This is a genomic window from Noviherbaspirillum denitrificans, from assembly GCF_002211445.1.
GTDB lineage: Bacteria > Pseudomonadota > Gammaproteobacteria > Burkholderiales > Burkholderiaceae_D > Noviherbaspirillum > Noviherbaspirillum denitrificans.
Map to the genome: position 1 here is coordinate 3,284,566 of NZ_LSTO01000001.1, position 24,398 is coordinate 3,308,963.

The 24,398-nt window shown below is 62.0% G+C and carries 26 protein-coding genes; 6 read left to right on the top strand and 20 right to left on the bottom strand.

Annotated elements, in window-relative coordinates; all coding sequences use genetic code 11:
• From AYR66_RS29615 to AYR66_RS15895, 12 genes are all read right to left on the bottom strand, one after another.
• Positions 1 to 476: hypothetical protein (locus AYR66_RS29615; RefSeq protein ID WP_206047193.1), on the bottom strand; the 476-nt coding region annotated here is incomplete at its 3' end.
• A 10-nt stretch (positions 477 to 486) separates the two neighbouring features.
• The gene (locus tag AYR66_RS15845; RefSeq protein ID WP_088708306.1) at positions 487 to 1,014 is read right to left on the bottom strand and encodes a nitrous oxide reductase accessory protein NosL; all 528 of its coding nucleotides are present in this window, start codon (positions 1,012 to 1,014) and stop codon (positions 487 to 489) included.
• Entirely contained in the window at positions 1,011 to 1,835 is an 825-nt protein-coding gene (locus tag AYR66_RS15850; protein ID WP_088709846.1) for an ABC transporter permease subunit, read from the bottom strand. Before AYR66_RS15850 ends, AYR66_RS15845 begins: the two co-directional genes overlap by 4 nt.
• Positions 1,828 to 2,748 carry an ABC transporter ATP-binding protein gene (locus AYR66_RS15855; RefSeq protein WP_088708307.1) on the bottom strand — a complete coding sequence of 307 codons (921 nt, stop codon included), beginning with the start codon at positions 2,746 to 2,748 and terminating at the stop codon, positions 1,828 to 1,830. The genes AYR66_RS15850 and AYR66_RS15855 overlap by 8 nt, the downstream gene beginning before the upstream one ends.
• The gene (locus tag AYR66_RS15860; RefSeq protein WP_420093104.1) at positions 2,720 to 4,015 is read right to left on the bottom strand and encodes a nitrous oxide reductase family maturation protein NosD; all 1,296 of its coding nucleotides are present in this window, start codon (positions 4,013 to 4,015) and stop codon (positions 2,720 to 2,722) included. Before AYR66_RS15860 ends, AYR66_RS15855 begins: the two co-directional genes overlap by 29 nt.
• Complete coding sequence (locus AYR66_RS15865; protein WP_206047194.1) at positions 4,012 to 6,225, bottom strand: 4Fe-4S binding protein; 2,214 nt, start codon at positions 6,223 to 6,225, stop codon at positions 4,012 to 4,014. The genes AYR66_RS15860 and AYR66_RS15865 overlap by 4 nt, the downstream gene beginning before the upstream one ends.
• A 199-nt stretch (positions 6,226 to 6,424) precedes the next feature.
• Positions 6,425 to 8,365: a TAT-dependent nitrous-oxide reductase gene (gene nosZ / locus AYR66_RS15870; RefSeq protein WP_088708308.1), complete on the bottom strand. Its 1,941-nt coding sequence runs from the start codon at positions 8,363 to 8,365 to the stop codon at positions 6,425 to 6,427.
• 280 nt (positions 8,366 to 8,645) lie between these two features.
• Positions 8,646 to 9,029, bottom strand: a complete 384-nt coding sequence (locus AYR66_RS15875; RefSeq protein ID WP_088708309.1) for a putative zinc-binding protein — start codon at positions 9,027 to 9,029, stop codon at positions 8,646 to 8,648.
• Between the two features lie 10 nt (positions 9,030 to 9,039).
• Positions 9,040 to 9,519 carry a ubiquinone anaerobic biosynthesis accessory factor UbiT gene (ubiT, locus tag AYR66_RS15880; RefSeq protein WP_088708310.1) on the bottom strand — a complete coding sequence of 160 codons (480 nt, stop codon included), beginning with the start codon at positions 9,517 to 9,519 and terminating at the stop codon, positions 9,040 to 9,042.
• A gap of 62 nt (positions 9,520 to 9,581) precedes the next feature.
• Entirely contained in the window at positions 9,582 to 10,472 is an 891-nt protein-coding gene (gene ubiV / locus AYR66_RS15885) for a ubiquinone anaerobic biosynthesis protein UbiV (protein ID WP_088708311.1), read from the bottom strand.
• Between the two features lie 11 nt (positions 10,473 to 10,483).
• A complete protein-coding gene (gene ubiU / locus AYR66_RS15890) occupies positions 10,484 to 11,479 on the bottom strand; it encodes a ubiquinone anaerobic biosynthesis protein UbiU (protein WP_088708312.1) in 996 nt (331 codons plus the stop codon).
• A 49-nt stretch (positions 11,480 to 11,528) separates the two neighbouring features.
• Entirely contained in the window at positions 11,529 to 12,758 is a 1,230-nt protein-coding gene (locus AYR66_RS15895) for an NAD(P)H-dependent flavin oxidoreductase (RefSeq protein ID WP_272938348.1), read from the bottom strand.
• 212 nt (positions 12,759 to 12,970) lie between these two features.
• Here AYR66_RS15895 and AYR66_RS15900 point away from each other — a divergent pair, with 212 nt between their 5' ends.
• The 3 genes from AYR66_RS15900 to AYR66_RS15910 are packed head-to-tail and all read left to right on the top strand — an operon-like array spanning position 12,971 to position 14,936.
• Positions 12,971 to 13,417, top strand: coding sequence for a hemerythrin domain-containing protein (locus tag AYR66_RS15900; protein WP_088708314.1), 447 nt, complete (start codon positions 12,971 to 12,973; stop codon positions 13,415 to 13,417).
• Positions 13,414 to 13,641 carry a DUF2249 domain-containing protein gene (locus AYR66_RS15905; RefSeq protein ID WP_088708315.1) on the top strand — a complete coding sequence of 76 codons (228 nt, stop codon included), beginning with the start codon at positions 13,414 to 13,416 and terminating at the stop codon, positions 13,639 to 13,641. The genes AYR66_RS15900 and AYR66_RS15905 overlap by 4 nt, the downstream gene beginning before the upstream one ends.
• Before the next feature lie 2 nt (positions 13,642 to 13,643).
• Positions 13,644 to 14,936 (top strand): hypothetical protein, encoded by a 1,293-nt coding sequence (locus AYR66_RS15910; protein WP_088708316.1) that lies wholly within the window; start codon positions 13,644 to 13,646, stop codon positions 14,934 to 14,936.
• Here the strand turns inward: AYR66_RS15910 and AYR66_RS15915 are convergent.
• Complete coding sequence (locus tag AYR66_RS15915; protein WP_088708317.1) at positions 14,933 to 15,616, bottom strand: Crp/Fnr family transcriptional regulator; 684 nt, start codon at positions 15,614 to 15,616, stop codon at positions 14,933 to 14,935. The two genes, AYR66_RS15910 and AYR66_RS15915, sit on opposite strands and share 4 nt — an antisense overlap.
• Positions 15,617 to 15,795: 179 nt before the next feature.
• Here AYR66_RS15915 and AYR66_RS15920 point away from each other — a divergent pair, with 179 nt between their 5' ends.
• Entirely contained in the window at positions 15,796 to 17,118 is a 1,323-nt protein-coding gene (locus AYR66_RS15920) for an NAD(P)/FAD-dependent oxidoreductase (protein WP_088708318.1), read from the top strand.
• Here AYR66_RS15920 and AYR66_RS15925 read toward each other — a convergent pair.
• Positions 17,115 to 17,585, bottom strand: a complete 471-nt coding sequence (locus AYR66_RS15925) for a Spy/CpxP family protein refolding chaperone (RefSeq protein WP_088708319.1) — start codon at positions 17,583 to 17,585, stop codon at positions 17,115 to 17,117. The genes AYR66_RS15920 and AYR66_RS15925 overlap by 4 nt on opposite strands.
• 215 nt (positions 17,586 to 17,800) lie before the next feature.
• Between AYR66_RS15925 and AYR66_RS15930 the strand changes: the two genes are divergently transcribed.
• Positions 17,801 to 18,520 carry a response regulator gene (locus tag AYR66_RS15930; RefSeq protein ID WP_088708320.1) on the top strand — a complete coding sequence of 240 codons (720 nt, stop codon included), beginning with the start codon at positions 17,801 to 17,803 and terminating at the stop codon, positions 18,518 to 18,520.
• A complete protein-coding gene (locus AYR66_RS15935; protein ID WP_088708321.1) occupies positions 18,517 to 19,863 on the top strand; it encodes an ATP-binding protein in 1,347 nt (448 codons plus the stop codon). The genes AYR66_RS15930 and AYR66_RS15935 overlap by 4 nt, the downstream gene beginning before the upstream one ends.
• Positions 19,864 to 19,909: 46 nt before the next feature.
• Here the strand turns inward: AYR66_RS15935 and AYR66_RS15940 are convergent, their stop codons facing one another.
• The 6 genes from AYR66_RS15940 to mltG all read right to left on the bottom strand — a co-directional run.
• On the bottom strand, positions 19,910 to 20,581 hold the full coding sequence (locus AYR66_RS15940; RefSeq protein WP_088708322.1) for an ankyrin repeat domain-containing protein: 672 nt from the start codon (positions 20,579 to 20,581) through the stop codon (positions 19,910 to 19,912).
• Positions 20,578 to 21,363 (bottom strand): TatD family hydrolase, encoded by a 786-nt coding sequence (locus AYR66_RS15945; protein ID WP_088708323.1) that lies wholly within the window; start codon positions 21,361 to 21,363, stop codon positions 20,578 to 20,580. The genes AYR66_RS15940 and AYR66_RS15945 overlap by 4 nt, the downstream gene beginning before the upstream one ends.
• A 36-nt stretch (positions 21,364 to 21,399) precedes the next feature.
• Complete coding sequence (locus AYR66_RS15950) at positions 21,400 to 21,792, bottom strand: PilZ domain-containing protein (protein WP_088708324.1); 393 nt, start codon at positions 21,790 to 21,792, stop codon at positions 21,400 to 21,402.
• A gap of 19 nt (positions 21,793 to 21,811) precedes the next feature.
• Positions 21,812 to 22,855 (bottom strand): DNA polymerase III subunit delta', encoded by a 1,044-nt coding sequence (locus AYR66_RS15955; RefSeq protein WP_088708325.1) that lies wholly within the window; start codon positions 22,853 to 22,855, stop codon positions 21,812 to 21,814.
• Between the two features lie 5 nt (positions 22,856 to 22,860).
• Positions 22,861 to 23,469: a dTMP kinase gene (gene tmk, locus AYR66_RS15960; protein ID WP_088708326.1), complete on the bottom strand. Its 609-nt coding sequence runs from the start codon at positions 23,467 to 23,469 to the stop codon at positions 22,861 to 22,863.
• Between the two features lie 28 nt (positions 23,470 to 23,497).
• Positions 23,498 to 24,398 (bottom strand): endolytic transglycosylase MltG (gene mltG, locus AYR66_RS15965; protein ID WP_141104253.1); only part of this gene is annotated, 901 nt, incomplete at its 5' end.

The following is a 24,398-nucleotide window of genomic DNA, read 5'->3' on the forward strand; positions in this document are numbered from 1 at the left end:
CGCAGCTCGGCTTCGCCCCAGCTCCAGTGCACCGAGAACTCGTCGCCGCTGAACCAGCGGACTTCCATCATGAGCCCGGTATCGAAGGACATCAGCAAGGCATCCTGCGCCACGCGCACCGGTTCCGTGAGGCGCGCGGCATACGCTTCCTCGACCTGCTCCTTCAGCATCAGGTGAATGCTGATCGCAGGCACGCCTTCAGACGGATTGCCGCCGAACCGCTCCAGCAACTCTTGCCGCAGCTGCTGGCGGCCCTGCTCCATCACAAGCGCACCCAGGTAGTGTTCGTAGGCAGGATGCTCGGCAATCTCGCCGCTGCGGATCCGGTCGCGCAACTGCGCCTCGTCGGCGGCATCGTATTGCCTGAGCAAGGCCTTGCGCGACTCGCGCAGCCGGTACAGTGCCTTGGCGTAAAGCGACTGCATGGCTTTCGGGTCCATGCCCGTTTCGTTGTCGTCGAACAGGTTTTCATTCATTGCCGATCCTTCAATGCATCTTGTCTTCGTGCGCAGCGCCCTTCCCCGGCTGGCTGACCATGTCGAGTGTCATTTGTTCAAAGCGCTTGACCGTGCCGCCTTCCCTGGCCACGAAGGCCTCGGCATCCGGCAGCGAGCTGAACGATCCGAAGGTCGGGCCCATCGAACCTGTCTTCTTGCTGCCGACAACGTAATACGCCAGCTTGGCGTCAACCCAGTGTCCGCTCGGCTGCGCCCAGTCCGTCTTGCCCATGTCCTGCACAAATATGCCCGCGACCGGACGCTTCTGTTCCGGGGCCAGCACCATGCTGAACAATTCGACCAGGTCGCAGAAAAATTCCGGCGCGCCTTCCTTGTAGTGGATTTGCGCCTTCGGGCCCGGGTAATCCTTGAGCACCATGCCATCCAGTGCACAGGCGGTTCCCTGGTCCGGCTCGACGGCCGCAAGCTGGGCAGCTTCCTTGCCGCAGGCGGCGAGCAGCGCAACCAGGGCAATCAGGACCGGTTTGCATAGCAATGCGATGGGGGTTGCGTTCATTTGAATCTCCAGCGTGCAATCAGGAATGGGGCGGCGATCCAGCCGCACATGATGGCGGAAAGGACCACCGGATCGGTCAGGCGCTCCGGCATCACGGTGGCGAGCCCGTACATGGACTGCACCTGCTCGGAGCTGAAGATGTTCAACAGGCGGAACACGTCGGCGGGATTAAGCATCAGAAGCGCACCGAACAGCCCGCTGCCGATGCTGCCGTTGCTCACCACCAGCGCGCCTGTCAGTACCAGGTCGAAAATCAGGACAAAGAAAAACCACAGGCCGATCGCCACGCCGGACGCACGCATCCGGTCCGAGGCCAGCACCGACACCAGCAGCGACAGGCTGAGGAAGGCCATGCCCATCAGGATCGCGGAAAACACGAAGCCGGCGTAATGGTAGACATCGCTGACGCCAAGTTGCGACGCCATCGGCAGCAACCCGGCGCCGAAGCCCGCCAGCGTGGACACCGCCAGCGCGCCGGAGAGCCCGATGTACTTGCCCAGCAGGATTTCGAGGCGCGTGACCGGCATCGACAGCAGCAGCTCCATTGAACCACGCTCCCGCTCGCCGACGATGGCGTCGTAGCCGAGGATGAGCGCGATCAGCGGCACCAGGTAGATGACGAGGCTGACAAGGCTGGCGACGGTCACGTCGATGCCGCGGAATCCGACCGTGCCCTGCTGCGCGGTGCCGAAATAGGCGATCGCGAGCGCAAACAACGAAAAGATCAGGGCCACCGACAGCACCCACAGGTTGCGGATGCGATCGCGGAATTCCTTGCCGGCGATGATGCGCACTTGCGCGCAATCGAAGAACTTATGCATGCTGGCCTCCATAGCCGAGGAACAGGTCTTCCAGAGAGGGTTCGCGGATGCTGATGTCGCGCACCGCGTGCGCCATTGTCGACAGAATCTGCAGCACCGCAACCTTTTCCGACTGCGCGCAGGAGATGTGCGCCACGTCTTCCCCGATCCGCATCTGCAGGCCTTCGGCCCGCGAGAGCGCGCCATGCACCTCCTGGTGGTAGCCGGGATGTAGGTTGACCTCGATGATTGACGGCAGCACCATTTGCGCGCGCAGTTGCGCAATCGTGCCTTGCGCGGCGACCTTGCCGGAGGACAGGATGACAAGGCGGTCGACCCGCTCCTGGATCTCGGCCAGGATGTGCGACGTGATCACGATGGTCGCGCCCTGCTCCTGCACGTCGCGCAGGATGCGGTAGAACTCGTGGATGCCTTCCGCGTCGAGGCCGTTGGTCGGCTCATCGAGGAAGATGAGGTCCGGATTGCCGAGCAAAACCTGCGCAAAGCCGAGGCGCTGGCGCATGCCTTTCGAGTAGCCACGCACGCGGCGGCCGGAGGCGGCGCCCAGACCGACGCGTTCGAGCAGCGCATCGCATTCACAGCGCGGCACGCGCTTGAGGTCGGCGAACAGGCGCAGTACTTCGAGGCCTGTCAGGTTGTCATAAGTGACGAAATTCTCGGGCAGGTAACCGATGCGCCGGCGCACGTCGCGGAAGGCCTTGCCGCCGGTGCTGACGCCGTGCACGCACACCTCGCCGCCGGACACCGGAGCCAGCCCCAGCATCAGCTTGAACAGCGTGCTCTTGCCTGCGCCGTTGTGCCCGATCAGGCCGAACATCTCGCCCTTTTGGACCGTCAGGCTGACGCCGTCGAGAGCTTGCACGTCGCCGAAGCGCTTGGTGACTTCAGTCACCTGGATGGGGACGCTTGTCATTCCACTTTCTCCAATCCTGATTCAAGGGGCGCATGCGCGGATTCTTGTCCACCACGCTGGGAGCGCGCAGCACCGGGAACTGCCGTGCGACGAAGCGCAGCGTCTGGATCGACGGGCTGGTCAGCAGCAGCTTCAGCAATGGATACTGCCCGTTGAGCCGGTCCACCACGTCGTTGGCTTCGTAGGCGACATCGCCCTTGCCGTCGCCGTTCTGGTCCCAGCCGCTGTAATTGCTCCAGTAGTTGCCCTCGGCCTTGCCCCACTCGACATCGCGCGCGGCCACGTACTTGACCTGCTGGCGGTTGTCGATGAAATCGTTGCCGTCCACCTTGTTGTTGCCCGAGCCGGCCGACAGGTGCACGCCGACTTCATTACCCGTCACGAGGTTCGCGCGCACCGTGTTGTACTCCGCGTCGTAGATGAAGAAGCCGCGGCCATTGCCCGCGACGATATTGTTCTCGACGATCGAGTCCTGGATGGTGCGCAGCATGATGCCGTGGTCGGTATTGCTCCAGGCGATGTTGTTGCGCACGGTGAGCGAGCGTACTTCCATCAGCGCCAGGCCGCCGCGGTTCATGTACACCTCGTTGTTTTCCCAGACGCTCTGGTGGGTGTTCATGTAATGCGTGCCGTAGCGCAGGTGGTGGATGCGGTTGCCGCGGAATACCGACTTGCGCGACAGATCCACATAAATGCCGTCGCGCGCATGGCTGATCTGGTTGTCCAGCACTTGCGCGCCGGCGGAGTTGTACAGCTGGATGCCATTGCCGCGTGCCGCCAGCTGCAGGTCGCGCCGGCCGACGATGGTGTTGTGCACGATACGCGCGTCATCGACCTTCTCGATCCAGATGCCGAACAGGTTGTGCACCACGTCGCAATCCTTCACCGTCGGACGATGCGCGCCGGGCTGCAAGTAGATGCCGGAATTCTGCGCGGTCTGGTCGACGCCGCTGTCGCGCACGATGATGCCCTCGATGGTGACGTCGGGGGCGCGCACGCGGATTACGTCGCCGGTGAATCCGCCGCGAATGGTCGGCTTGCCAATCCCGCGCAGGGTCAGGGGCTTGTCGATCACGACATGCTCGGCATAGTCGCCATGCGCCACCTCGATGGTGTCACCGGCGCCGGCCGCACTGACCGCCGCGCCTATCGAGCCGCCAGGCTCGACCTTGAACACCGCGGCGCAGGCGAAGTTCGCAGCCAGCGCCAAGGCCAGGGCCGCGATTGCCTGTTTAATGCGGTGTCTGCCGTCCTGCAATTGCGTCACTCCTGGTTTGCCGCCATCTGCGCCGTTTTCTCGGCCAGGTTGCGGCGCACGCTTTCCAGCGGGATGAAATAGCCCTTGGCATCGATCCGCGTGAGAGGTAGTCCCTCCTTCTCGCGGTGCTTGCGTTCCTTGACCAGCGGCGGGCATGCATGGTCGTCGTAGTACATCACCATGCAGTCCAGGCACAGCAGGCATTCCTTCTGGTCGATATTGCCCTTGGCGTCGATCGCATGCGAACCGCAGCCTGCTGCGCAAGCGTGGCAAGTCTGGCATTCGCTCTTGCGCTTCAGCCCGAACAGGCGGAATTTACCGGGGATCGCGAGGCCTGCGCCAAGCGGGCAGACATATTTGCAATACGGGCGCTCGCTGAGGATCGAGATCGCGAGGATTACCCCGACAAAGACCACGAAGGGCCACGAACGGTTCCACACGCCAACCAGGAAAGTGCTCTTGAAGGGCTCGATCTCGGCCAGGATTTCGGCCGTCTCCATTGAGTAGAAAGACACCAGGACCAGCACCGCGAACACGACGTACTTCACCCATTTCAATTTGTCATGCAAGGCCTTCGGCAGCAGCTTTTGGAAGCGCTTCAGTCCCAGCAACTGGCCGGCCTTGAACGCAAGGTGCTGCAGCGAGCCGAACGGGCAGATCCAGCCGCAGAACAATCCCCGGCCCCAGAGCAGGACCGTGCCGATCATGAACCACCAGAAGATGAAGATGAACGGGTCGGACAGGAACAGCTCCCACTTCCATTGGTGGATCAGTGAATGGAACCATGTCATTACCTGCGTGACGCTCGGCTGCGCCTTCAGATAGAAGCCGATGAAGCCGACGCTGGCGATCCAGAGCAAGGTGCGCGGGATCGAAATCCACGGCTTGCTCTTGCGGGTGGACATGCGCACTAGCCGGTCGCGTTGTGAATAGATCAAGGCGGTCGCCACCAGGATCAGCGAGAACAGCGCGATCTCCAGCATGCGGCCCTTCCATATCGCCTTCCATGCAGCCTCGGGCCGTTCCACATGCGGGCGGCCGCCTTCGAGGTAGCGTGCGGGCAGCCAGTACTCGTGGTCGAAGTGCGCGAAGGTCTTGGTCCCCTTTTCCGCGTCGACCTTGTTGGCCAGGAAGCTCAGGTCCCACGGCCATGCCGGATTGAAATCGGCCGAGCGCAGGATGAAGATCGCGGATTCCTTGAACTCGGGCGTGCCGGCTGCCTTCAGTTGGTACAGGTTGAAGTAGTCGGTATCGCGGAACGTAAACGATGCTGGATCCTGCCGCACCTGGATGCGGTCGTAGATGCCGCCGCGGACGAAGCCCGATCCCTTGAACGAGGACTGGCCATTGGCGACGATGAAGATCGCGTGTTCGTTCGGCTTCAGGTCATGCATCAGGTTCTCGTAGCCCTGGTCGCCGAGAATGCTCCGACCGATTGCCGGCACGTTCAAGTAGCCGTAATACAGGTCGATGTAAGGACGGCCGTCATCGAGGCCGCCGGCATCCTTCGCCTCCACCAGCAAATGCTCGACGCTGCCTTCCTTGACGAGGCCTGCCCAGTCGAGCTTTTCATTGATGTTCGTGAAACGCGCGGCGGGACGCGGTTCGGCCTTGATGATGCCGACCTGGCGCGCGACTTCATATGCGCTGCGCGAAATCACCTGGTTCTCGGCGATGGCCGTGACCGTCGCGCCGCTGATGCCGTCCAGACTGGTCACGCCGTCGCGGCCCTGGCCGATTTCCAGTTTCGCATCGGCCTGCTTGCCGTGGTACTGGCGAATGAACGTCACCAGGGCAGATTCGGGTATGCCTGCCAGCAGGATCGGCTCGGAATGCTTGAGGATGCGCACCTTGGTGATCGCACCCCGCGTGTCCATGCCGATCAGGGTGACGACGGGCTTGCCGGAATAGGCGGGAATGTCGACGACGTCTGTAGACAGGAAAACGTAGCCGATGACACGCTTCTTGCCATTGTCGTTCGCGTAGGCTTCGACGTAGGTCGGCATGCCCTTGCGCTTCGAAAACTCTTCCGCACCAGGCATCACCTCGTCGCAGGGCGCGTGGGCACAGAGGTCCGGGCCATGCAGCAGCTCCTCGGACAGGACGGTGTCGTACATCGACGCCAGCGCCGTGCGAGGAAGGGAAAACAAGATGAACAATGCTGCCATCAGCACCAGCAGGTGCGGCAGGAGGTGCGCGCGGTCGAGCCTGAATTTCATATGCGGATGGAGGCAGGGGGTGGTGACAGCGCCCTGCTAAAGTGTGAATCTGGACGCCCGCAAGCGGGCATCTTCATGAATCTTGCGGCCTCTCTCTCCCCGCCATTCCCGCGGGGCCGCCGAGGCCTTCGCGGGAATGACGGGCGACATGGTCTTATGACTCCACCATAGCCGCCCGCATGCGAGAGAGAGCCTTACATCAAGCCTCCACCAGGAAGCGGCTGCGCATTTCCAGGTGCAGCGCGTGGCAGAAGTGCGTGCAATACAGCCAGAACGCACCCGGCTTGTCCGCCTTGAAGGTTACCGACTTGGTTTCCTGCGGGTTGACGATGAAGTTGATGTTGTAGTTCGGGATCGCACAGCCGTGGGTAAGATCCTCGATCTTGTCATGGTTGGTCAGGGTCAGCGTGACTTCATCACCCTTCTTGACGCGGATGATCGGCAGGCTGAACGCCGGAGCCATGGACAGCATGCGAACGTGCACCTTGTTGCCCTTGCGCTCGATACCCGAGGTTTCGGCCGTGACCTTGTTCGGGAAATCGTCCATGTTGTAGATCTTGCGCGTCTTGACCACGTCGCGCCTGACGATGATGCCGTCATGCGGTTCCGGATAGGCGGTGTGGTCGGCGATCAGCTTCATCTTCTCACCGCTGATGTCGATCAGCTGCTCGGTTTCCGGATGCAGCGGGCCGACCGGCAGGAAGCGGTCTTTCGAGAACTTGTTGCCGGAGTTGAAGTACTTGCCGTCGGCTTCCTTGGTTTCGCCCATCGATGCGAAGCCGTGGCCCGGCTGGTAATTCACGTCGAGACGATCCACCACATACTTTGCCGTCTTGTCGCCCTTGGCGAATGCGATGGCCTTTTCGATATTCCACTTCACGACCTGGCTGTCGAGGAACAGCGAGGTGTAGGCATTGCCCTTGCCGTCGAAGCCGGTATGCAAGGGGCCGAGGCCGAGTTCCACTTCGGCGACGACGGCATCGCGCTCCTTCGCCAGTTCGCCGGCGAACCACTTGTGCACCAGTGCCAGTTCGATCACGGTGCTCGTCGGCGACAGCTTGCCGGCGCAGACGAAGTACTTGCCGTCCGGGCTGGCGTTCACGCCGTGCGGATTCTTGCCGACCGGGACGTAGCATGTCACCGCGGTCTTGGGATCGCTGTTGGCTGCCTTGCGTCCGTCGACGACCGGCACCTTGGACTTGCCGATGGTGGTGAACTTGCCTTCCTTGACCAGCTTTTCGATACGCTCGACGTTCAGGAACACGCAGGCATCGTGTTCGGATGCCATCATGCCGCCGAGTTCCGCCGAGTTCTCGGTGTTGTACTGGTTGGACGCCACCAGCTTGCCATCGTACGAAGTGGCGGTCAGGTCCATGTTGCCGTCCACACGTACCTGCCAGCGCACTTCCATGGTCTCTGCATCGACGCAGGAGAACAGTGCGCCCCACTTGCTCGGATCGTCGAGGTCGCGGCCGTCGTTGGGCAGCGGGCAGTGGAATTCGGCGCCGCAGAACACGCGGGTGGTGTAGTTGATCTTTTCGTCAACCGGATCGCGCTTGTCGGGGAAGATGCCGTGGAAGCCCATCACGTTGGGCAGTTCGGTGATCTTGTCGACTTCCATCGTATCCATGCGGATGCGGGCGATACGGGAGTGGATCTTGTCGTTCACGAACAGCCAGCGGCCGTCATACGTGCCGTCCTTGTAGCTGCCATGCACGTGGTGGGTGTCGCCGGTGTTGTACTTCAGGCTGCCATCGGGATTGGTGCCGATGATGGCCTTCGACTCATTGGTGATACCCCAGCCGACCATCGGGTCGATGTTGAACACCGGGATGCGGCGCAGTTCGCGGCCGGAGGGAATACCGATGATGCGGACTTCACCTGAATGGCCGCCGCTGGAAAAGTGGTAGTACTCGTCCAGCTGGCCGGGGGCCACTTCGTGGCTGCTGGCCGCATGGGCAGGAGCCGGGGCAGCCGCGGTGCCGGCGGCTGCCGGCTTTGCCTCTTCCTTGCAGCCCGCCAGTCCCATCGATACGCCCGCGCCTGCAAGACCCAGCAATGCGCTGCGTCCGAGGAAGCGCCTGCGGTTCTCCAGCGCCGGCGTATCTTGTGTATTCAGGTCTTTCGTGTCCTTGCCCATTAAATTTTCTCCGACATAGGGTGCTACTGATAATCAAATGCAGAACGTGGATTCCTGCACCGGTGTACTTCGTGGGGCATTCTCCGATTTGATTCATTAAAAATACATGATTTGAATCAAGTTACTTGGAGGAACATTCGGACACGTCTTTTTCTAATGAGTTCGCCCTATTTTTTCCTACAAGACGAAATGCAAGGACAACGCGCGAGGATGCAGCGGCAATGACAACACTCGCTATGCAGCGAGATGACACAAGGCCAATAGGAAGATGAGAGAAGTGTTACTGGTCCGCAGCGAGGTCCGCACGTACGGACCGTTCCACTTCGGCGACGACGGCTTCAACCTGCTCGGGATCGAAGTCGGTTTGATAGCGTTTCTTCACGCCGTATTCATGCAGCTGCATGTACCAGCGCGGCGTAATTTCATGACGGCCAAGCGAGCTTTTCACGCAGGCCAGCACGCAGCCGTCGATGCCGATGATAGGCCGGCCCGACTTTGCTATTTTCAGAAGGTGCGGCACATCGCCACCCACGCCCGCGATACATGACATCTCCGCCACACCGCTGCGGTCCAGCTGCAAGGCCGCCTGGTTCGCAGTTTGCGCCGCGCTCGAGCATCCCGAGCAGGAATACACGAGCGGCAGGTCCGGATTGCGGGCGGCCATGGGAAATCGATCAGGACTGGCTGTTGCCGCTACCCGGCTTGATGCGGCCGAAGACACGTGCCGGCGCCAGCTTGCCGAGTTCGAACACGGGGAGTTCGATCGCGTCCAGCGTATTCTTCACCAGCAGGCCGAGTTCGGTGTCACCTTCCATCGAGAGACGGCGGCTGAAGAACAAGGTATCCGGGTCTTCCTGGCGGCGCGCCAGCAGCAGGAAGTCGTGGGCGCTGGCGCTGATGGTGAGATCGGGTTCCGCCTGGTTGCTGCCGGCAGCGAAACGGCCGTTGCTCCAGACGAAATCAAAGGACAGGCGCGCATCGGTTACCTTGATGCGCAGCTTCTTGCCATTCAGCGATTGCTGCACGTCTTCCGGCAGGTTGCTCTTGAGCGCGAGGTTGAGGCCGGTCGCGAACAGGAACGAGCCGGGATAGACCGGCAGCAGGGACAGCAGCTTGCCTACGGGTTCAGGCAGGACAAAGCGGTTCGGTGTCATGAGTTAACCTTTAATCTGAACAATGCTGGTGGGTTTCGCTCCGCTCCACCCACCCTACTCTTTTACGCCACCATCCGGTCCAGGCCCGGCTTGCCGTACCAGTAACCATTGCACGGCTGGTCCGGCATCAACGCTTCCATCTGCTTCAATGCGTCCGCGCCGGCCAGCTTCTTGTCCAGCACGTCGCGGAACAGCGAAGCGATACGGTCCGTATGCTGCGCCTGCGGACTGATGCGTGCGACATCCACGCCCATCGCTTCCATCGCGCCCAGTTCGCTTACCAGGTTGTACACCAGCGCGGACTGCGTCTGGATACCGTTGAGCGTCAGGAAATGCTGGCTTTCGCGCGTCTTCAGCGGCAGGCCGTCCGGATACTCCATGCAGGCGAACTGACAGTCATCCTTCGCCAGGTTGCGGTGACGCGCGGTGAAGCAGCGTGCCGAAAATGCCAGCGGCAAGCGGCCGTAGGCGAACACCTCGGTTTCGATGCCTGCCGGGCGGTCTTGCTGGACGTGCGACAGGCCGGTGCGGCTCATTTCCAGCGGCATGACCCAGCGTTTGGCGCCGGTCTCGGCCATGAACTGCAGGGTCGGCGCATTGAAAATGTTCAGGTGCGGACCGGCGACAAAAGGCGCCTTGCCGGACAGGCAGTTCACCGCGCCCATGTCGTTGGCTTCAACGGTGAAACGGCCGTTGTCGGTGATCCGGTGCAGCGTGCCCATGTCGGTCTTCGATTCGAGCAGCGCCTGCGTGGACAGCACGACTTCCTTGCCGGCGGCAACCAGCATGTCGGCGATGTCGGTCCAGTCGGACAGGCGCAGTTCGCGGCGGCGCGAGCAGACGGCTTCGCCGAGGTAGACGATGTCGACCGGCGCTTTCGCCATGGTCTCGTAGAATTCAAAAACAGTGTTCTTCGGCCAGAAATAGAGGATAGGCCCAAGCGAGAGCTTCAAAATTTTCTCCGTTACTTCCAGGGGCGATGGTAGGCGCCGAGCGTGTGCTGCTGGCCTTCCGCCACCTTGTTGAGTTCCGACATCCAGACCGGCTTGACCGAGTAGCGCATCGAACTGTCGAGCGCATTGTCGATGGCTTCGCGCCACACCTTGGTCACCTGGGCGACGTATGCCGGGCTGCGTTGGCGACCTTCGATCTTGATCGCGCGCACGCCCATCTGCAGCAGTTGCGGCAGGAGTTCCAGGGTGTTGAGGCTGGTCGGCTCCTCGATCGCGTAATAGCTTTCGTTGTTGACGTCGAAGCGGCCCTTGCACAGCGTCGGATAGCCGGCGTTCTCGCCGTCGCCGTAGCGGTCGATCAGCACGCCGTTCAGGCGCGATTCGAGTCCCTTCGGCGTCTGCTGCCAGCGCACTGCCTTGGCGGGCGAGCACACGCCGTGCGTGTTCGGCGCTTCGCCGGTGACGTAGGACGACAGCGCGCAGCGGCCTTCGACCATCACGCACAGGCTGCCGAAGCCGAACACTTCCATTTCCACCGAGGTGTTCTGGGTGACGTGTTCCACCTGCTCCAGCGACAGCACGCGCGGCAGGACCGCGCGCTGGATGTTGAAGCGCTTGTGGTAGAAGTTGATCGCCTCGTAGTTGGTCGCCGAGCCCTGCACGGAAAGGTGCAGGCGCAGGTCCGGGTACTTGTTCGCGGCGTACTGCATCAGCGCCGGATCGGCGAGGATGACGGCGTCGATGCCGGATTGCGCCGCGCGGTCGATGGCGGTACGCCATGGCGCCCAGTTTTCCGCCTGCGGATAGGTGTTCAGCGCCAGCAGCACCTTGCGGCCCTTGCCGTGTGCGTAGCGGATGCCTTCGGCAATCGCGTTGTCGTCGAAATTCAGTCCGGCGAAATTGCGCGCGTTAGTCGCGTCGCGGAAGCCGAGGTAGACGCAGTCGGCGCCGTTATCGACGGCTGCCTTGAGGGCCGGCAGGCTTCCCGCCGGCGCCACGAGTTCCATCTGTTTTGTCACGTGTTCTTTCCTGGAGTCAGGTCTGTTATTTTTCGGCTCAGGCAGGTGTCGCGTCCTTGTACACCATGATCGGCGCGGTTTCGGCCTTGGGTTCGGGGCGCTTGCCGGCCAGGAGGAATTCCACCAGTTCGCGCACCGAGCGGATCTCGCTGCCAAACGGGAGTTTTTCGGAACCGCGGAAGAACAGGCCGCGCTTGACGTCGCCTTCCAGCGCGAACGCCAGTTGCGTGTCGATGCAGAACTGGCCTGCCTTGGCGATGCCATCACGCAGGCCGCACTGCGCGAGGCAGTCGAAGCCGACGGTGCACTGCTTGGGACCGGCCTTGCTCTGCAGCTTGGCTTCCTTGTCAAGGTAATTCATCAGCCACGGCGTGCGCACGCCGCGTGCCGGCAGGCCGGCGACGCTCATGAAGGTCACGATGTCTTCCGGCTTGGCTTCGGCGAGGATCTTCTTGAAGTTGATGTGCGCATCGCCTTCTTCGGTGACCGCGAATGCAGTGCCGAGCTGGATCGCGCTGGCGCCCATCTTGAACAGTTCCTGCACCTGCTCGTGCGAATTGACGCCGCCAGCGGCAATCAGCGGAATGCGCTCGCGCTCGATGCCGAGTTCCTTGAACAGTTCCAGCGTGCCTTCCAGCACCGCCGGGAAGGCGAAGTGCGGCGCATTCACGTCTTCCGGCTTGGCGGCGCCGAGGTGGCCTGCTGCGTATTTCGGGTTTTCGATGACGATCGCGTCCGGCAGGCGGTTCTTGCGCATCCACTTTTTCATGATGAGCGCAATGCCGCGCACGTCCGACAGGATCGGGATCAGGGCGATATCGGGATAGTCGCTGGTCAGTTCGGGAAGGTCGAGCGGAAGGCCGGCGCCGACGACCACGGCATCGATGCCGCTTTCGCAAGCCTGCTTCACGTAGGACGCGTATTCTGCGACGGCGCGCATGATGTTGACGGCGACCATGCCGTTGCCGTCTGCGATGACCTTGGCTGCCTTGATTTCACGGTCGAGGGCGATGAGGTTGACGCGGTCGATCAGTTCCTTGTCGCGCGACTTCTTGGTCTGCGCCATGAGGTCCGGATGATGACGGCGCAGGTCAACGCTGGAAATGGTGCCGACGCCGCCAAGGCGGGCGACATTGCCGGCCAGCCTGTGTGCGGAAACACCTACACCCATGCCTCCCTGGACAATAGGAAGCAGGGGCCGACCCCTGACGTTAAAAGTATCAAAAGCAGTCTTCAGCACAGAGGTCCTTCCAGTTCCAGTAAGCAACGAGCGAATGTAGCAAATGCGATATCCGATTTGTTTGATCTCGGTCAAGCAATTCGGACTTGCCAAAACCCGGCGGAAATATGCGGATTTCATGGCTATTTTGCTCACTTTAGTCGCGAGTGCACCCTCGATTCCTTAACCTGAATCAAGGATTGCCGTTTGACGCCGGAGTCACAATCCGCTACACGATCCAACAACCTGAAAGGCCTCCAATGGAAACCATTTCCAGCCACCTCGGCACCGACCACAAGCGCTGCGACGATTTCTTCGCGCAGGCAGAGACGGCGGTGGCAGGAACACTGTGGACCAATGCCGAATTGGCAATGAACGCATTCGTTGAAGCGCTGGAACAGCACTTTGCGATGGAAGAACAGGTGCTCTTCCCCGCATTCGAGGAAGCGACCGGCAGCAACGCGGGGCCGACTTCGGTGATGCGCATGGAACACCGGCAGATGCGCGAGGTCATTTCGGCAATGAATGAATCGCTCGCGCAACGCGATGCCGACGGTTTCCTCGGTTATTCGGAAACGCTCAACACCCTCATGCAGCAGCACAACATGAAAGAAGAAAGCATCCTCTACCCGATGAGCGACCGCGTGCTCGACGGCCAGCAGGAAGCGCTGATCGGCGCGATGCGCGAAACCGGGATCACATCATGAGCGAGGGAGAAAACATCGTCGACATCGACGTGTGCGGCCTCGAGCCGCCGGAACCGCTCGAGCGCGTGCTCGACGCACTCAACAGCCTGCAACCGGGACAGCGCCTGCGCGTGCTCATCCCGCGCGAGCCTTTTCCGCTCTATAACATCCTCGAACGCAACGGCTACCAGCATGCGTCGAAATGCCGCGAGGATTTTCTGTATGAAGTGTTGATCTGGCAATGACGATGCAGCGCGTCCTTTCCTTCGAACAGACGCCGACGCTCGCGGTCCCGCTGCGATTCTTCCTGACCGCGCCCGCGTTCGCCATCCTCGCTGGCCTGCTGCTCGCGTGGACCGGCCCGGCCATGTTTGTTTCGCGCTGGAGTCCGGACGCGCTGGCATTGACGCACCTGTTGACGCTCGGCTTCCTCGGCATGTGCATGATCGGTGCCCTGCTCCAGATCCTGCCGGTGGTGTCCGGGATCGAGATTCCTTATACGAATTACACGGCGAAGGGCGTGCATGCGGCGCTGGCCGCGGGAACGCTGACGCTGTGCTTCGGATTCCTTTCTGCTTCGCCAATCGCGTTCCGAATTGCGATTGCGATCCTCGCATCGGGTTTCGGCTGGCTGCTGCTAATACTGCTCAAGCGCGTCTGGACCGCCACGCATGCCTCGCCCATGCTGGTCGCGATCCGCCTGGCGCTCAGCGCCCTCGCCGCCGCCGTCGCTTTCGGATTGGCCGCGGCGGCCGGCTTTGCATGGCCCTTGTCGCTTCCGTTGTTGCAGATCACCGACCTGCATGTCTCGTGGGGATTGCTCGGTTGGCTGGGCCTGCTGGTCGCCGGCGTGGCATACCAGGTGGTGCCAATGTTCCAGGTGACGCCGATTTATCCGCAATGGATGACGCGCGGCTTTGCATGGACCGTGTTTGCCTTGCTCGTGCTGCGTTCCGCGGTTGCACTGTACGACAGCCGCTGGGAACCGTGGCTGACCGCCCTGCCCGTCCTCGCGTGGTCGGCATTCGCTGTGACGACGCTGCACCTGCTGCGCCAGCGCAAGCGTCCAAAACCCGATGCGACGACATTCTTCTGGCGCACGGCGCTGGCCAGCATTCTCGCAGCGGCAATCCTCTGGGCCGTGTCCGCCGCCGTCCCGGCCGTCTCGCAACATCCGGCCACCGCATTTGCCATCGGTGTGCTCATCATCGTGGGCTTCGGCTACACCGTCATCAACGGCATGCTGTACAAGATCGTGCCATTCCTGGTCTGGTACCACCTGCAGAACCATCTGGCCGGCAGTGCCAAGGCGCCGAACGTGAAGCAGATCCTGCCCGACAAGGATGCGGAGCGGCAGTTCCACCTGCACCTGCTGGCGCTTGTCGTGCTGTTGATGGCGCCTGTCTTCCCAGGCTGGATCGCGCATGCGGCCGGCATCGCCTTTGCCGCGTCTTCGGTCTGGTTATGGATCAACCTGCTGAAGGCAATGCGGACCTACCGCAACATGGCGTCCGGCGCGTCCGCGCTGCGTGCTGCCTAGCGTCCCTCGTAGGAACGCAGCTTTTCGATATCGAGGATGGTGATGTTACGGCCGTCCACTGCGATCAGCTTCTTCGCGGCCAGGTCGTGGAGGATGCGGGAAAAATGCTCGGGCGTCAGGTTCAGCCGCGACGCCAGCACGGTCTTGCTCACCGCCAAAGTCATCTGGTCGCCATCGTGCTGCGCATCCGACTTGAGCAGGTAGCCGATCACCCGCTGCGCGCCCGAACTGAGCGAGTAGGCCTCGACATCCGAAATCAGCCCATGCAGCCTGCGGCTGAGGCCCGCCAGCATCTTGCGCGCGAATTTCGTATCTCGCTCCAGCTCGTCGAACACCGCCTGCTTGGGCACGTGCAGCAGCAGCGTGTCCGCCAGTGCCTGCGCGGCGACGATGTAAGGCTTTTCCATGAACATCAGCGCCTCGCCGAAACTGTGCCCCGGCCCGATGATCTCGACCACCTTCTCGTTGCCGTCCGGCGAAGTGAACGCCAGTTTCACCTGGCCGAAAATAACGATGTGAAATCCCACGCAAGGATCGCCGCGCCGGAAGATGATGTCGCCCTTGCCGACATGGCTTTCCGTCACCGACTCGGCGATCTGTTTCAATTCCTCGGGAGGAATCTCGTTGAACAGCGGTAGCTTGTTCAGGAATTCCTCGACTTTGATCTTTGTTCCAGCCATTCCACCCTCGATGTCCGTTCATGACGGGAACGCTTTCCGGCTCCCGGTAACTGCCTTCCGTCTGACCTGTATCAGTCTTCGCCGGGGATCATACGATGCCTTTGCCTGTCCTGCCAGAGGAGGCCTGCCGTTTGCTTCTAAAAGAATGCCTGATTCACAATAGTACAAAGGAGCAAAGTTTGAGCCAGCAGCCTGACCTCCATCACATTGTCATCGTCGGCGGCGGTGCCGGTGGGCTGGAACTCGCCGTCCGCCTCGGCAAATCGCTGGGAAAGAAAAACAAGGCCCGCATCACGCTGGTCGACGCCGCCCGCACGCACCTCTGGAAACCGTTGCTGCACCAGGTTGCAGCCGGGACGCTGGACACGCACGCCGATGAAATGGAATACCTTGCCCTCGCCCGTACGCATCATTTCCATTTCCGCCTGGGAAGGATGGATGGCTTGAACCGTGCCGCCAAAGAAATCCGCCTGGAGCCCGCTTACGACGAGGAAGGCGAAGAAATCCTGCCGCGCCAGTCCATCCGCTACGACACCCTGGTCATCGCCCTAGGCAGCCAGACCAACGATTTCAACACGCCGGGCGTGCAGGAGCACACCATCATGCTCGACTCGCCGGAATCCGCCGAGCGTTTCCACGAGCGCCTGATCAATTCCTGCCTGCGCGCGCAGGCGAAGTCCAAGGCCCCGGGCGAAGGCCGCTTCACGGTAACCATCATCGGCGGCGGGGCGACCGGGGTCGAATTGTCAGCCGAGCTGCACCTGACGACCAAGGTGCTGTCGAGTTACGGCATGGCGAATTTCGATCCTGAAAAGGACCTGAAGATTGTCGTGGTGGACGCCGGACCGCGCATCCTGGCGGCGCTGCCGGAACGCCTGTCCGGCGCCGTAGCGCATGAATTGCGGCAGCTGGACATCGATATCTACACGAACGAGCGTGTGGTCGAGGTGCGCAAGGACGGCGTGCAGATGGCCAGCGGAAAATTCATCCCGAGCGGGATCGTGGTGTGGTGTGCCGGCATCAAGGTGCCGGAATTCCTGAAGGAGATCGATGGACTGGAAACCAACCGCATTAACCAATTGGTTGTCCATCGCACCCTTCAGAGCACGCGCGATACGTCGGTATTCGCACTCGGCGATTGCGCCGCCTGCCCGCAAGGGGAAGGCAAGCCGCCGGTGCCGCCGCGTGCGCAGGCCGCCCACCAGCAGGCAGCGATGCTCGCCAAGTCCTTGCGCCGCATGCTGGAGGGCAAGCCGCTACTGGAATTCACCTACCAGGACCGTGGCTCGCTCGTTTCGCTGGGCGATTACAGCGCCGTCGGCAGCCTGATGGGGGCGATTGCGCGCGGGTCAGTGTTCATCGAAGGCCACATCGCGAAGTGGATGTACTGGTGGCTGCACAAGCATCACCAGATCGCCGTCAATGGATGGTTCCAAACCTGGCTTGCAACCTGGGCTGAAACCATCGACTGGGCGCGCAATCCGCGCATCAAGCTGCATTAACCGCGGTGGCGGCGGTGCCCCGGGCCTTGGCGGAACTCGTCGTCGAAGACTTTCTTCTGCTCGGGCGTCAGCACCGCATAGAACTCCTTCGTTGCGGCGATACGGTCGGCCATGTGCTTCTCGCGTTCCTGCATGAAGCCGTACATCCGCTCCATGCGCTCCGGCGCCGGCAACTTGTCGATCTCGGCGCGGTCGGGGCGTTTCTGCGGTTCCACCGGCTTGATCCTGGCCATGTAGGCCTTCCAGGCACTTTCCTGGTTGGCGTTCAGCTTCAGCTTGTCGTGCAGCTCGGACTGGCGCTTCTCGAAATGGGCCGCCATCTGTTCCGGCGACCGGCCGCGCTCACCGAACGAGGCATGGCCGCCCATCGGTCCGCAGTCAGGCCCGGCCGCGTAGGTGGCGACCGAGGCGGCGCCCAGGCCGGCCGCCATGACGGCAATCAGGAGACGTTGGCGAAATGTGGTCATGATTCATCCCTTCTTTGCTAGTTGAACTCGTGCCCTTTGCACGGTTCCCATCATGCCGGCGGAATGTATCGCGCCCTTGTCCGCAGCGGGCGATGTTGTAGCGGCAAGTAACACCCGGCGGCGGCTTTGTATCCCTGTGTATCAGGCGAAAACACGGTAACACCCGGGATACAATTCGCTAACTTTCCCGCCCCTGAACTTGCCATAATGCGTCCATGGAAAACCCCGCCCGCATCCTGATCGTCGACGACGATCGCGAAATCAGCAGCCTGCTGGCCGAATATCTCGAAAAGAACGGCTACCGCACCGCCACTGCGGGAGACGGCAAGGCCATGTGGAAGGCGCTGGACGAGCACCATGTCGACCTGATTGTGCTCGACCTGAACCTGCCCGGCGACGACGGCCTGACACTGTGCCGCAACTTGCGCGCGCGCTCGTCAGTCCCGGTGATCATGCTGACCGCGCGCGGCGAACCGGTGGACCGCATCCTCGGCCTGGAGATGGGCGCCGACGACTACCTGCCCAAGCCCTTCGAGCCGCGCGAACTGTTCGCCCGCATCCGCAGCGTGCTGCGCCGCACGCAAGCCGCGCCTTCCGCGCAGCAGGCCCCGGAATCGCAACTCCTGCGCTTTGCCGGATGGACGATGGATACCACCGCGCGCCACCTCGTCAATCCGGAGGGCGTGGTGGTAGCGCTGTCGGGCGCCGAGTACCGCCTGATGAAGATCTTCCTCGATCACGCCAACCGCGTGCTCAGCCGCGACCAGTTGCTGAACATGACGGCCGGGCGCGACGCGGATCCCTTCGACCGTTCGATCGACCTGCAGATCAGCCGCCTGCGGCAGAAGCTGGGTGAGGATGCGCGCTCGCCGCAAATCATCAAGACGGTTCGCAATGAAGGCTATGTCCTCGCGACCACGGTAACTCGAGAATGAAGGCCATTTACCAGTCGATGACCAGCCGGGTGATCCTGGTGCTGCTCGCCGGCGTCGTGGTGAGTGCATTGATCACCCTCGGCCTTGCTTTCAACGAGCGCCAACGCATGATCGGGCAGTTCCGTGATTACCACGCCGTCGAACGGCTTGCCCAATTCATCCTGTCCCTGGAAAGCGTCGAGGAAAATGTGCGCACGCCCGTCCTTTCCGCTGCCCGCGGCATGGGCGTGCGCGCCGAGCAGGCAGCCGATGGCGACGAAGCCAGCCCGTCGCAATCCGACCTCGCCGGCATGCTGGAGCGCCGGCTGCCGGAAGGCTACCGCATCGCCTCAACGCCGACACGCGCAGAAGATTGCGACTTCAGCCGGCGACCGCACCGCTACCGGCAGGGTGAGATGCGGCCGCTGTGCGAATCGATGCTGGTCACCCTCCCCGACAACTCGCGCCTGCGCCTGACTGTCATGCCGCCGCGTCCGCCGCCGATCGCACCGCGCGGCGACTTCGCCGCGTATGTGATCCTGTTCATCCTGAGCGTCGCGATCCTCGCCGTCATCGTGGCGCGCATGACAATGCGTCCGCTAAAGCAGCTTGCGCAAGCCGCTACCGAACTCGGCAACGACATCGAGCGCCCGCCGCTTCCCGAACGCGGCGCTACCGAAATCCGGCAAGCGGCAGCCGCCTTCAACCATATGCAGGCACGCATTCGCAACCACATCCGTCAGCGCGGACAGATCCTCGCGGCCATCACGCATGACCTGCAAACGCCGCTGACCCGGCTGCGTCTGCGTCTGGAAAAGGTCGAGGATGCGGAATTGCGTGAAAAACTGGTCGCGGATCTGACCGCGATGCAGGGCATGGTGCGTGAAGGCCTCGACCTAGCACGCAGCATGGATGCCGCCGGGCCGATGCAGCGCATGGACCTCGACTCGCTGGTCGACAGCGTGTGTGCCGACGCCACCGATGCAGGCCAGGACGTCACGCTGGAGGGTAGCACCGGCGCCGCACTGATGGCCCGCCCGATCGCCCTGCGCCGCTGCCTGACCAACCTGATTGACAATGCGTGCAAGTACGGCGGCTACGCGCGGATCTCGGCCGCTTGCGAAAGCGGGCACGCGGTCATCCGCATCGCGGATGGCGGTCCCGGGATACCGGAAGAGGAAATGAAAAACGTCTTCGAACCGTTCTACCGCCTGGAAGCATCCCGCTCACGTGAAACCGGCGGCACCGGGCTCGGGCTGACGATCGCGCGGAATATCGCCGAGCAACATGGGGGAAGCATCGAATTGAAGAATCTTCCCGGCAAAGGGCTGGAAGTGACACTGACCCTGCCCTGCAGCACATAAAGAAGTAGGGTGGGTAGAGCGAAGCGAAACCCACCCTACCTACGGTTTAAAGCTTGCCCGCCTTGCGCAAGCGACTGGTCAGCCCCTCGGCAATATCCTTGTGATTATGATTCGCCGCAAAGTCGATGGCGCTCATGCCGAGTTCGTTCTTCAGCGTGGCATCCGCCCCTTCATCAAGGAGCAACTTCACGACATAAATATGCCCGCCGCGCGCCGCCATCATCATCGGTGTCGTCTTGTTGGGCGACTCGGCGTCGATGTAGGCCGACTTGTCGAGCAGCAGGCGGACGATGTCGATGTGGCCGTTTGCCGCCGCATAGTGGAGCGGGGTCCAGCCGGGACGGTTGACTTCCGCCCCCTTTTCCAGCATCGCTTCCACGACCGGCTTGAAGCCCTTGAAACAGGCAATCATCAACGCCGTGTCGCCGTTGCGGGTTTTCACTTCAAAGTCGATGTTGGGCGCGTTGACGAGCACGTTGACCACATCCATCGACTCCTCGCGCAAGGCCAGGATCAACCCGGTATCGCCGCGTTCGTGCTCGATGATGTTGGGATCAAGGCCGCGTGCCAGCAGCGTCTTCACCACCCGCGCATCGTCGATCTTTACCGCTCTAAAGAAATCGTCGTAGGCGCCGGCAAATGCCACCGGCGCCAATGCGGCCATCGCGATACCTGCAAGGATGGTGCGACGCCTGGAAAACGCTCCACCTGCGATCATGCCGGCCTCGCGATCTTGAACAGCTTGAAGAAATTGTCCGTGGTTGCGCTGGCGACGTCCTCCAGCGGCGTTTCCTTTAGCGTAGAGAGGAATTCCGCGACATGGCGCACCAGCCCCGGCTCATTGAGCTTGCCGCGATGCGGCACCGGCGCGAGGTACGGCGCATCGGTTTCGATCAGCATGCGATCCAGCGGCACCGCACGTGCAACGGCCTGCAGGTCTTTCGCACTCTTGAAGGTGACGATGCCGGAAAAGGAAATGTAGAACCCCATCTCCATCGCCGCTTCCGCCACCTGCAGGGATTCGGTGAAACAGTGCATCACACCACCAGCGCCCCCGGCATCGGTGCCCGCGCCTTCCTCACGCATGATGCGGATGGTGTCTTCGGAAGCCGCACGGGTATGGATGATCAGTGGCTTGCCGGTCGCGCGCGAGGCTCGGATGTGGGTGCGGAAGCGCTCACGCTGCCATTCGAGGTCGCCTTCGAGGCGGTAGTAGTCGAGGCCCGTTTCGCCAATGGCGACGATCTTCGGATGGGCGGACAGACGCACGAGGTCATCGACGCTGACTTCCGGCGCTTCTTCGTAATCGGGATGGACGCCGACCGAGGCGTAGATGTTCGGGTATTTTTCCGCCAGTTCAAGTACAGACGGAAATTCCGGCATGTTCACTGACACGCACAGCGCGTGCGTGACCTGGTTTTCCCCCATCTTGCCGAGAATCTCAGGCAGGCGGACCGATAACTCGGGGAAATTGATGTGGCAATGGGAATCGATAAACATCCCGCCATTTTACTGCCTCGGGCAGTCTGCTTGTTTTTACAACGTATGCGTGGCGCGCGTGGATCGCAGCGCTGCCCCAAGCAGTTCCTCGATACGCAGCTTGACCCGCTGGCCGCTCTCGTCGGCCGAGAAATGCACGCCGATGCCCTGGGCCTTGTTGTTGTTTGCACCGGCAGGCGTGATCCAAGCGATCTTGCCGGCGATCGGATATTTCGTTGGATCGTCCATCAGCGTAAGGATCAGGTAGATCTCATCACCGATCTTGTAGGGCTTGTTGGTTGGCACGAAGATGCCGCCGTTTTGCAGGAACGGCATGTAGGCGGCGTACAGGGCCGCCTTTTCCTTGATCGGCAGGGACAGGACCGAAGGACGCGAGACCGCCGGGGCGCCGGCGCCGGGAGGGTTCGGGCTCACAGGAGTGTCGGCCATGGGATTCCTTGCTTGTCTGTCAATGTGTGAACAATGATGCGTATTCCAGCAGCATGTCTTCGATAAACAGCTTGGCGGACAGCGGATGGTCCGCCACCGCGCGTCGCTCGTTGACTGCCTTCAGCGCCCGGAGCAGCGATGCCACTTCGGCCGCCTCGGCCAGCGCCGCCAGCTCTTTCCGATACCGGGGATAATACCGGATTCTGCCGGAAAGTTTCAGCGAGAAAACATCGTACAACCAGCGCTGCAACCACGCCACAAGATCGGCTACCGGTGCCTTCTGCAGCTTCTCGGCCGTCTTCAGCGCACCCTCGACGCCTGGCTTCGCCAGCGCGCGCAGCAGCTCATCCAGCGTCTCGCGTGCGTCACCTTGCGCGGAGGCCATCGCCGCCAGCGGTGCGCCACCCTGCTCGGAAAGCCACACATCCGCATCGTTGACGCCCTGCGCCTTCAGCCACGCGAGCGCCTCTTCCTGCAAAGGCATCGCCAGCGCGAACTTGCGGCAGCGCGACAGGATGGTCGGCAACAGGCGGTCGAGGTTGTTGGATACCAGCAGGAACAGGGTATCCGGTGGCGGTTCTTCCAGCGTCTTGAGCAGCGCGTTCGCCGCAGCCGTGTTCAGCGCCTCGGCCGGGTACAGTACGACGATGCGCATGCCCTGGCGGTGCGTGGACACGTTCATGAAATCGGCCAGCGCGCGAATCTGGTCGATCTTGATTTCCTTCGACGGCGCCTTGGTGGACTTGCCGGTCTTCTTGCCCTCGCCCGCCTCCGCGCCCTCTTCCCCTTCAGTGGCGCCGTCTTCTTCCAGCACCTCGGGACGCACACGCCGGTAATCCGGGTGGTTGTACTGCGTGAACCATCCGCAGGGATCGCATTGGCCGCATGCATGGCCGTCGGCTGAAGGCGACTGGCACAGCAGCGATTGCGCTAGGTGTTCTGCGAAGGCGGTCTTGCCGATGCCTTCCGGCCCGTGGAACAGGATTGCGTGCGGCAGGCGGCCGCGCATTTGTTGCAATTGCTGCCATGGCGCCTGCTGCCATGAATAAAGGGTCGGCTGCATGGACGTCAAAGTGCGGAAACGATCTGCGCGAGCTCGGCCTGGATGTCGCCGATCGCGCGCGTGGAATCGATGACGCGGAAACGCGCCGGGTGTTCTTTCGCGCGGCGCAAGTATTCCTCACGCGTCGCGGCAAAGAAATCGGCCTTCTCCTGCTCGAACTTGTCCAGCTCGCGCGTGGCGTCGAGGCGCGCGCGGGCGACGTCCAGCGGCACGTCGAACAGCAGCGTCAGGTCCGGCTGCAGATGCGGATGCACCCATTGCTCCAGTGCCTCCAGCTTCTCGCGCGCCAGCTTGCGGCCGCCGCCCTGGTAAGCGAAGGTCGCGTCAGTGAAGCGGTCCGAGATGACCCAGTCACCGCGTTGCAGTGCGGGCTCGATCACTTGCGCGATGTGCTCGCGGCGCGAGGCGAACATCAGCAAGGCTTCGGTTTCGAGATGCATTTTTTCGCGCAGCAGAATTTCGCGCAGCCTCTCGCCCAGCGGCGTGCCACCGGGCTCGCGCGTGACGACAACCTGCCTGCCCTTTTCCCTTAGCAAGCCGGCAACAAATTCCAGGTGCGTGGACTTGCCCGCCCCGTCAATGCCTTCGAAAGTGATGAATTTCCCTGATGTCATTCTTTTTGTTCCTGCGAACCAGCCGGCATTATCGCTGGTATTTGTTGACTGCGCGGTTGTGGTCGGCGAGGTTGTTGGAAAATTCGCTCGTCCCGTTGCCGCGCGAAACGAAATACAGCACATCCGATGCCGCCGGGTTCAACGCCGCGGCCAGCGATTCCGCGCCAGGCAAGGCGATCGGCGTCGGCGGCAGTCCGGCGCGCGTGTAGGTGTTGTACGGGGTGTCGGTTTCGAGGTCCTTCTTGCGGATGTTTCCCTGGAAGCGTTCGCCCATCCCGTAGATGACCGTCGGGTCGGTCTGCAGCAGCATGCCGCGCTTCAGGCGATTGACGAACACCGCGGCAATCATGTTGCGCTCGGATTTCTGGCCGGTTTCCTTTTCGATGATCGAGGCCATGATGAGCGCTTCGTAGGCCGACTTGTACGGCACGCTGGGCGCGCGATTGTTCCAGGCTTCCTCGAGGCGCTTCTGCAGCAACGTATGCGCCTGCCTGTAGATCTGCAGGTCGCTCGCGCCCTTCGCGAACAGGTAGGTATCCGGGAAAAACAGGCCCTCCGGGTACTTGTAATCGGTCGTGATCTTCGCCAGCAGATCCTTGTCGGACAGCCCGGCGGTCTCGTGCTTGATCTTCGGATGCGCGTCGATCGCCTGGCGCATCTGCTTGAAGGTCCATCCCTCGATGATGGCTAGCGACTCCTGCGCGAATTCGCCGCGCACCAGCTGGTCGATGAGCGTCGTCGGCGTGGTTCCCGGCTTTAGTTCATAATTCCCCGCTTTCAGCCTGGCCCCTTTGCCCGAGAATCGCGCAAGCAGATGGAACAGGTCGGGATTGAGCGGCACACCCGCCGCGGCAATCTGGTCCGCTGTACTACGCACGCTGCTGCCGGGCTTGACCTCGAACTCGATCGGCGGCTCGCCCTCGGCAAGG

Coding starts and splice junctions, on each gene's coding strand:
- AYR66_RS15845 (WP_088708306.1), bottom strand. CDS start 1,014: ATGAACGCAACCCCCATCGCATTGCTATGCAAACCGGTCCTGATTGCC.
- AYR66_RS15850 (WP_088709846.1), bottom strand. CDS start 1,835: ATGCATAAGTTCTTCGATTGCGCGCAAGTGCGCATCATCGCCGGCAAG.
- AYR66_RS15855 (WP_088708307.1), bottom strand. CDS start 2,748: ATGACAAGCGTCCCCATCCAGGTGACTGAAGTCACCAAGCGCTTCGGC.
- AYR66_RS15865 (WP_206047194.1), bottom strand. CDS start 6,225: ATGAAATTCAGGCTCGACCGCGCGCACCTCCTGCCGCACCTGCTGGTG.
- nosZ (WP_088708308.1), bottom strand. CDS start 8,365: ATGGGCAAGGACACGAAAGACCTGAATACACAAGATACGCCGGCGCTG.
- AYR66_RS15875 (WP_088708309.1), bottom strand. CDS start 9,029: ATGGCCGCCCGCAATCCGGACCTGCCGCTCGTGTATTCCTGCTCGGGA.
- ubiT (WP_088708310.1), bottom strand. CDS start 9,519: ATGACACCGAACCGCTTTGTCCTGCCTGAACCCGTAGGCAAGCTGCTG.
- ubiU (WP_088708312.1), bottom strand. CDS start 11,479: ATGGAACTCGTGGCGCCGGCGGGAAGCCTGCCGGCCCTCAAGGCAGCC.
- AYR66_RS15900 (WP_088708314.1), top strand. CDS start 12,971: ATGGAAACCATTTCCAGCCACCTCGGCACCGACCACAAGCGCTGCGAC.
- AYR66_RS15905 (WP_088708315.1), top strand. CDS start 13,414: ATGAGCGAGGGAGAAAACATCGTCGACATCGACGTGTGCGGCCTCGAG.
- AYR66_RS15910 (WP_088708316.1), top strand. CDS start 13,644: ATGCAGCGCGTCCTTTCCTTCGAACAGACGCCGACGCTCGCGGTCCCG.
- AYR66_RS15915 (WP_088708317.1), bottom strand. CDS start 15,616: ATGGCTGGAACAAAGATCAAAGTCGAGGAATTCCTGAACAAGCTACCG.
- AYR66_RS15925 (WP_088708319.1), bottom strand. CDS start 17,585: ATGACCACATTTCGCCAACGTCTCCTGATTGCCGTCATGGCGGCCGGC.
- AYR66_RS15930 (WP_088708320.1), top strand. CDS start 17,801: ATGGAAAACCCCGCCCGCATCCTGATCGTCGACGACGATCGCGAAATC.
- AYR66_RS15935 (WP_088708321.1), top strand. CDS start 18,517: ATGAAGGCCATTTACCAGTCGATGACCAGCCGGGTGATCCTGGTGCTG.
- AYR66_RS15940 (WP_088708322.1), bottom strand. CDS start 20,581: ATGATCGCAGGTGGAGCGTTTTCCAGGCGTCGCACCATCCTTGCAGGT.
- AYR66_RS15945 (WP_088708323.1), bottom strand. CDS start 21,363: ATGTTTATCGATTCCCATTGCCACATCAATTTCCCCGAGTTATCGGTC.
- AYR66_RS15950 (WP_088708324.1), bottom strand. CDS start 21,792: ATGGCCGACACTCCTGTGAGCCCGAACCCTCCCGGCGCCGGCGCCCCG.
- AYR66_RS15955 (WP_088708325.1), bottom strand. CDS start 22,855: ATGCAGCCGACCCTTTATTCATGGCAGCAGGCGCCATGGCAGCAATTG.
- tmk (WP_088708326.1), bottom strand. CDS start 23,469: ATGACATCAGGGAAATTCATCACTTTCGAAGGCATTGACGGGGCGGGC.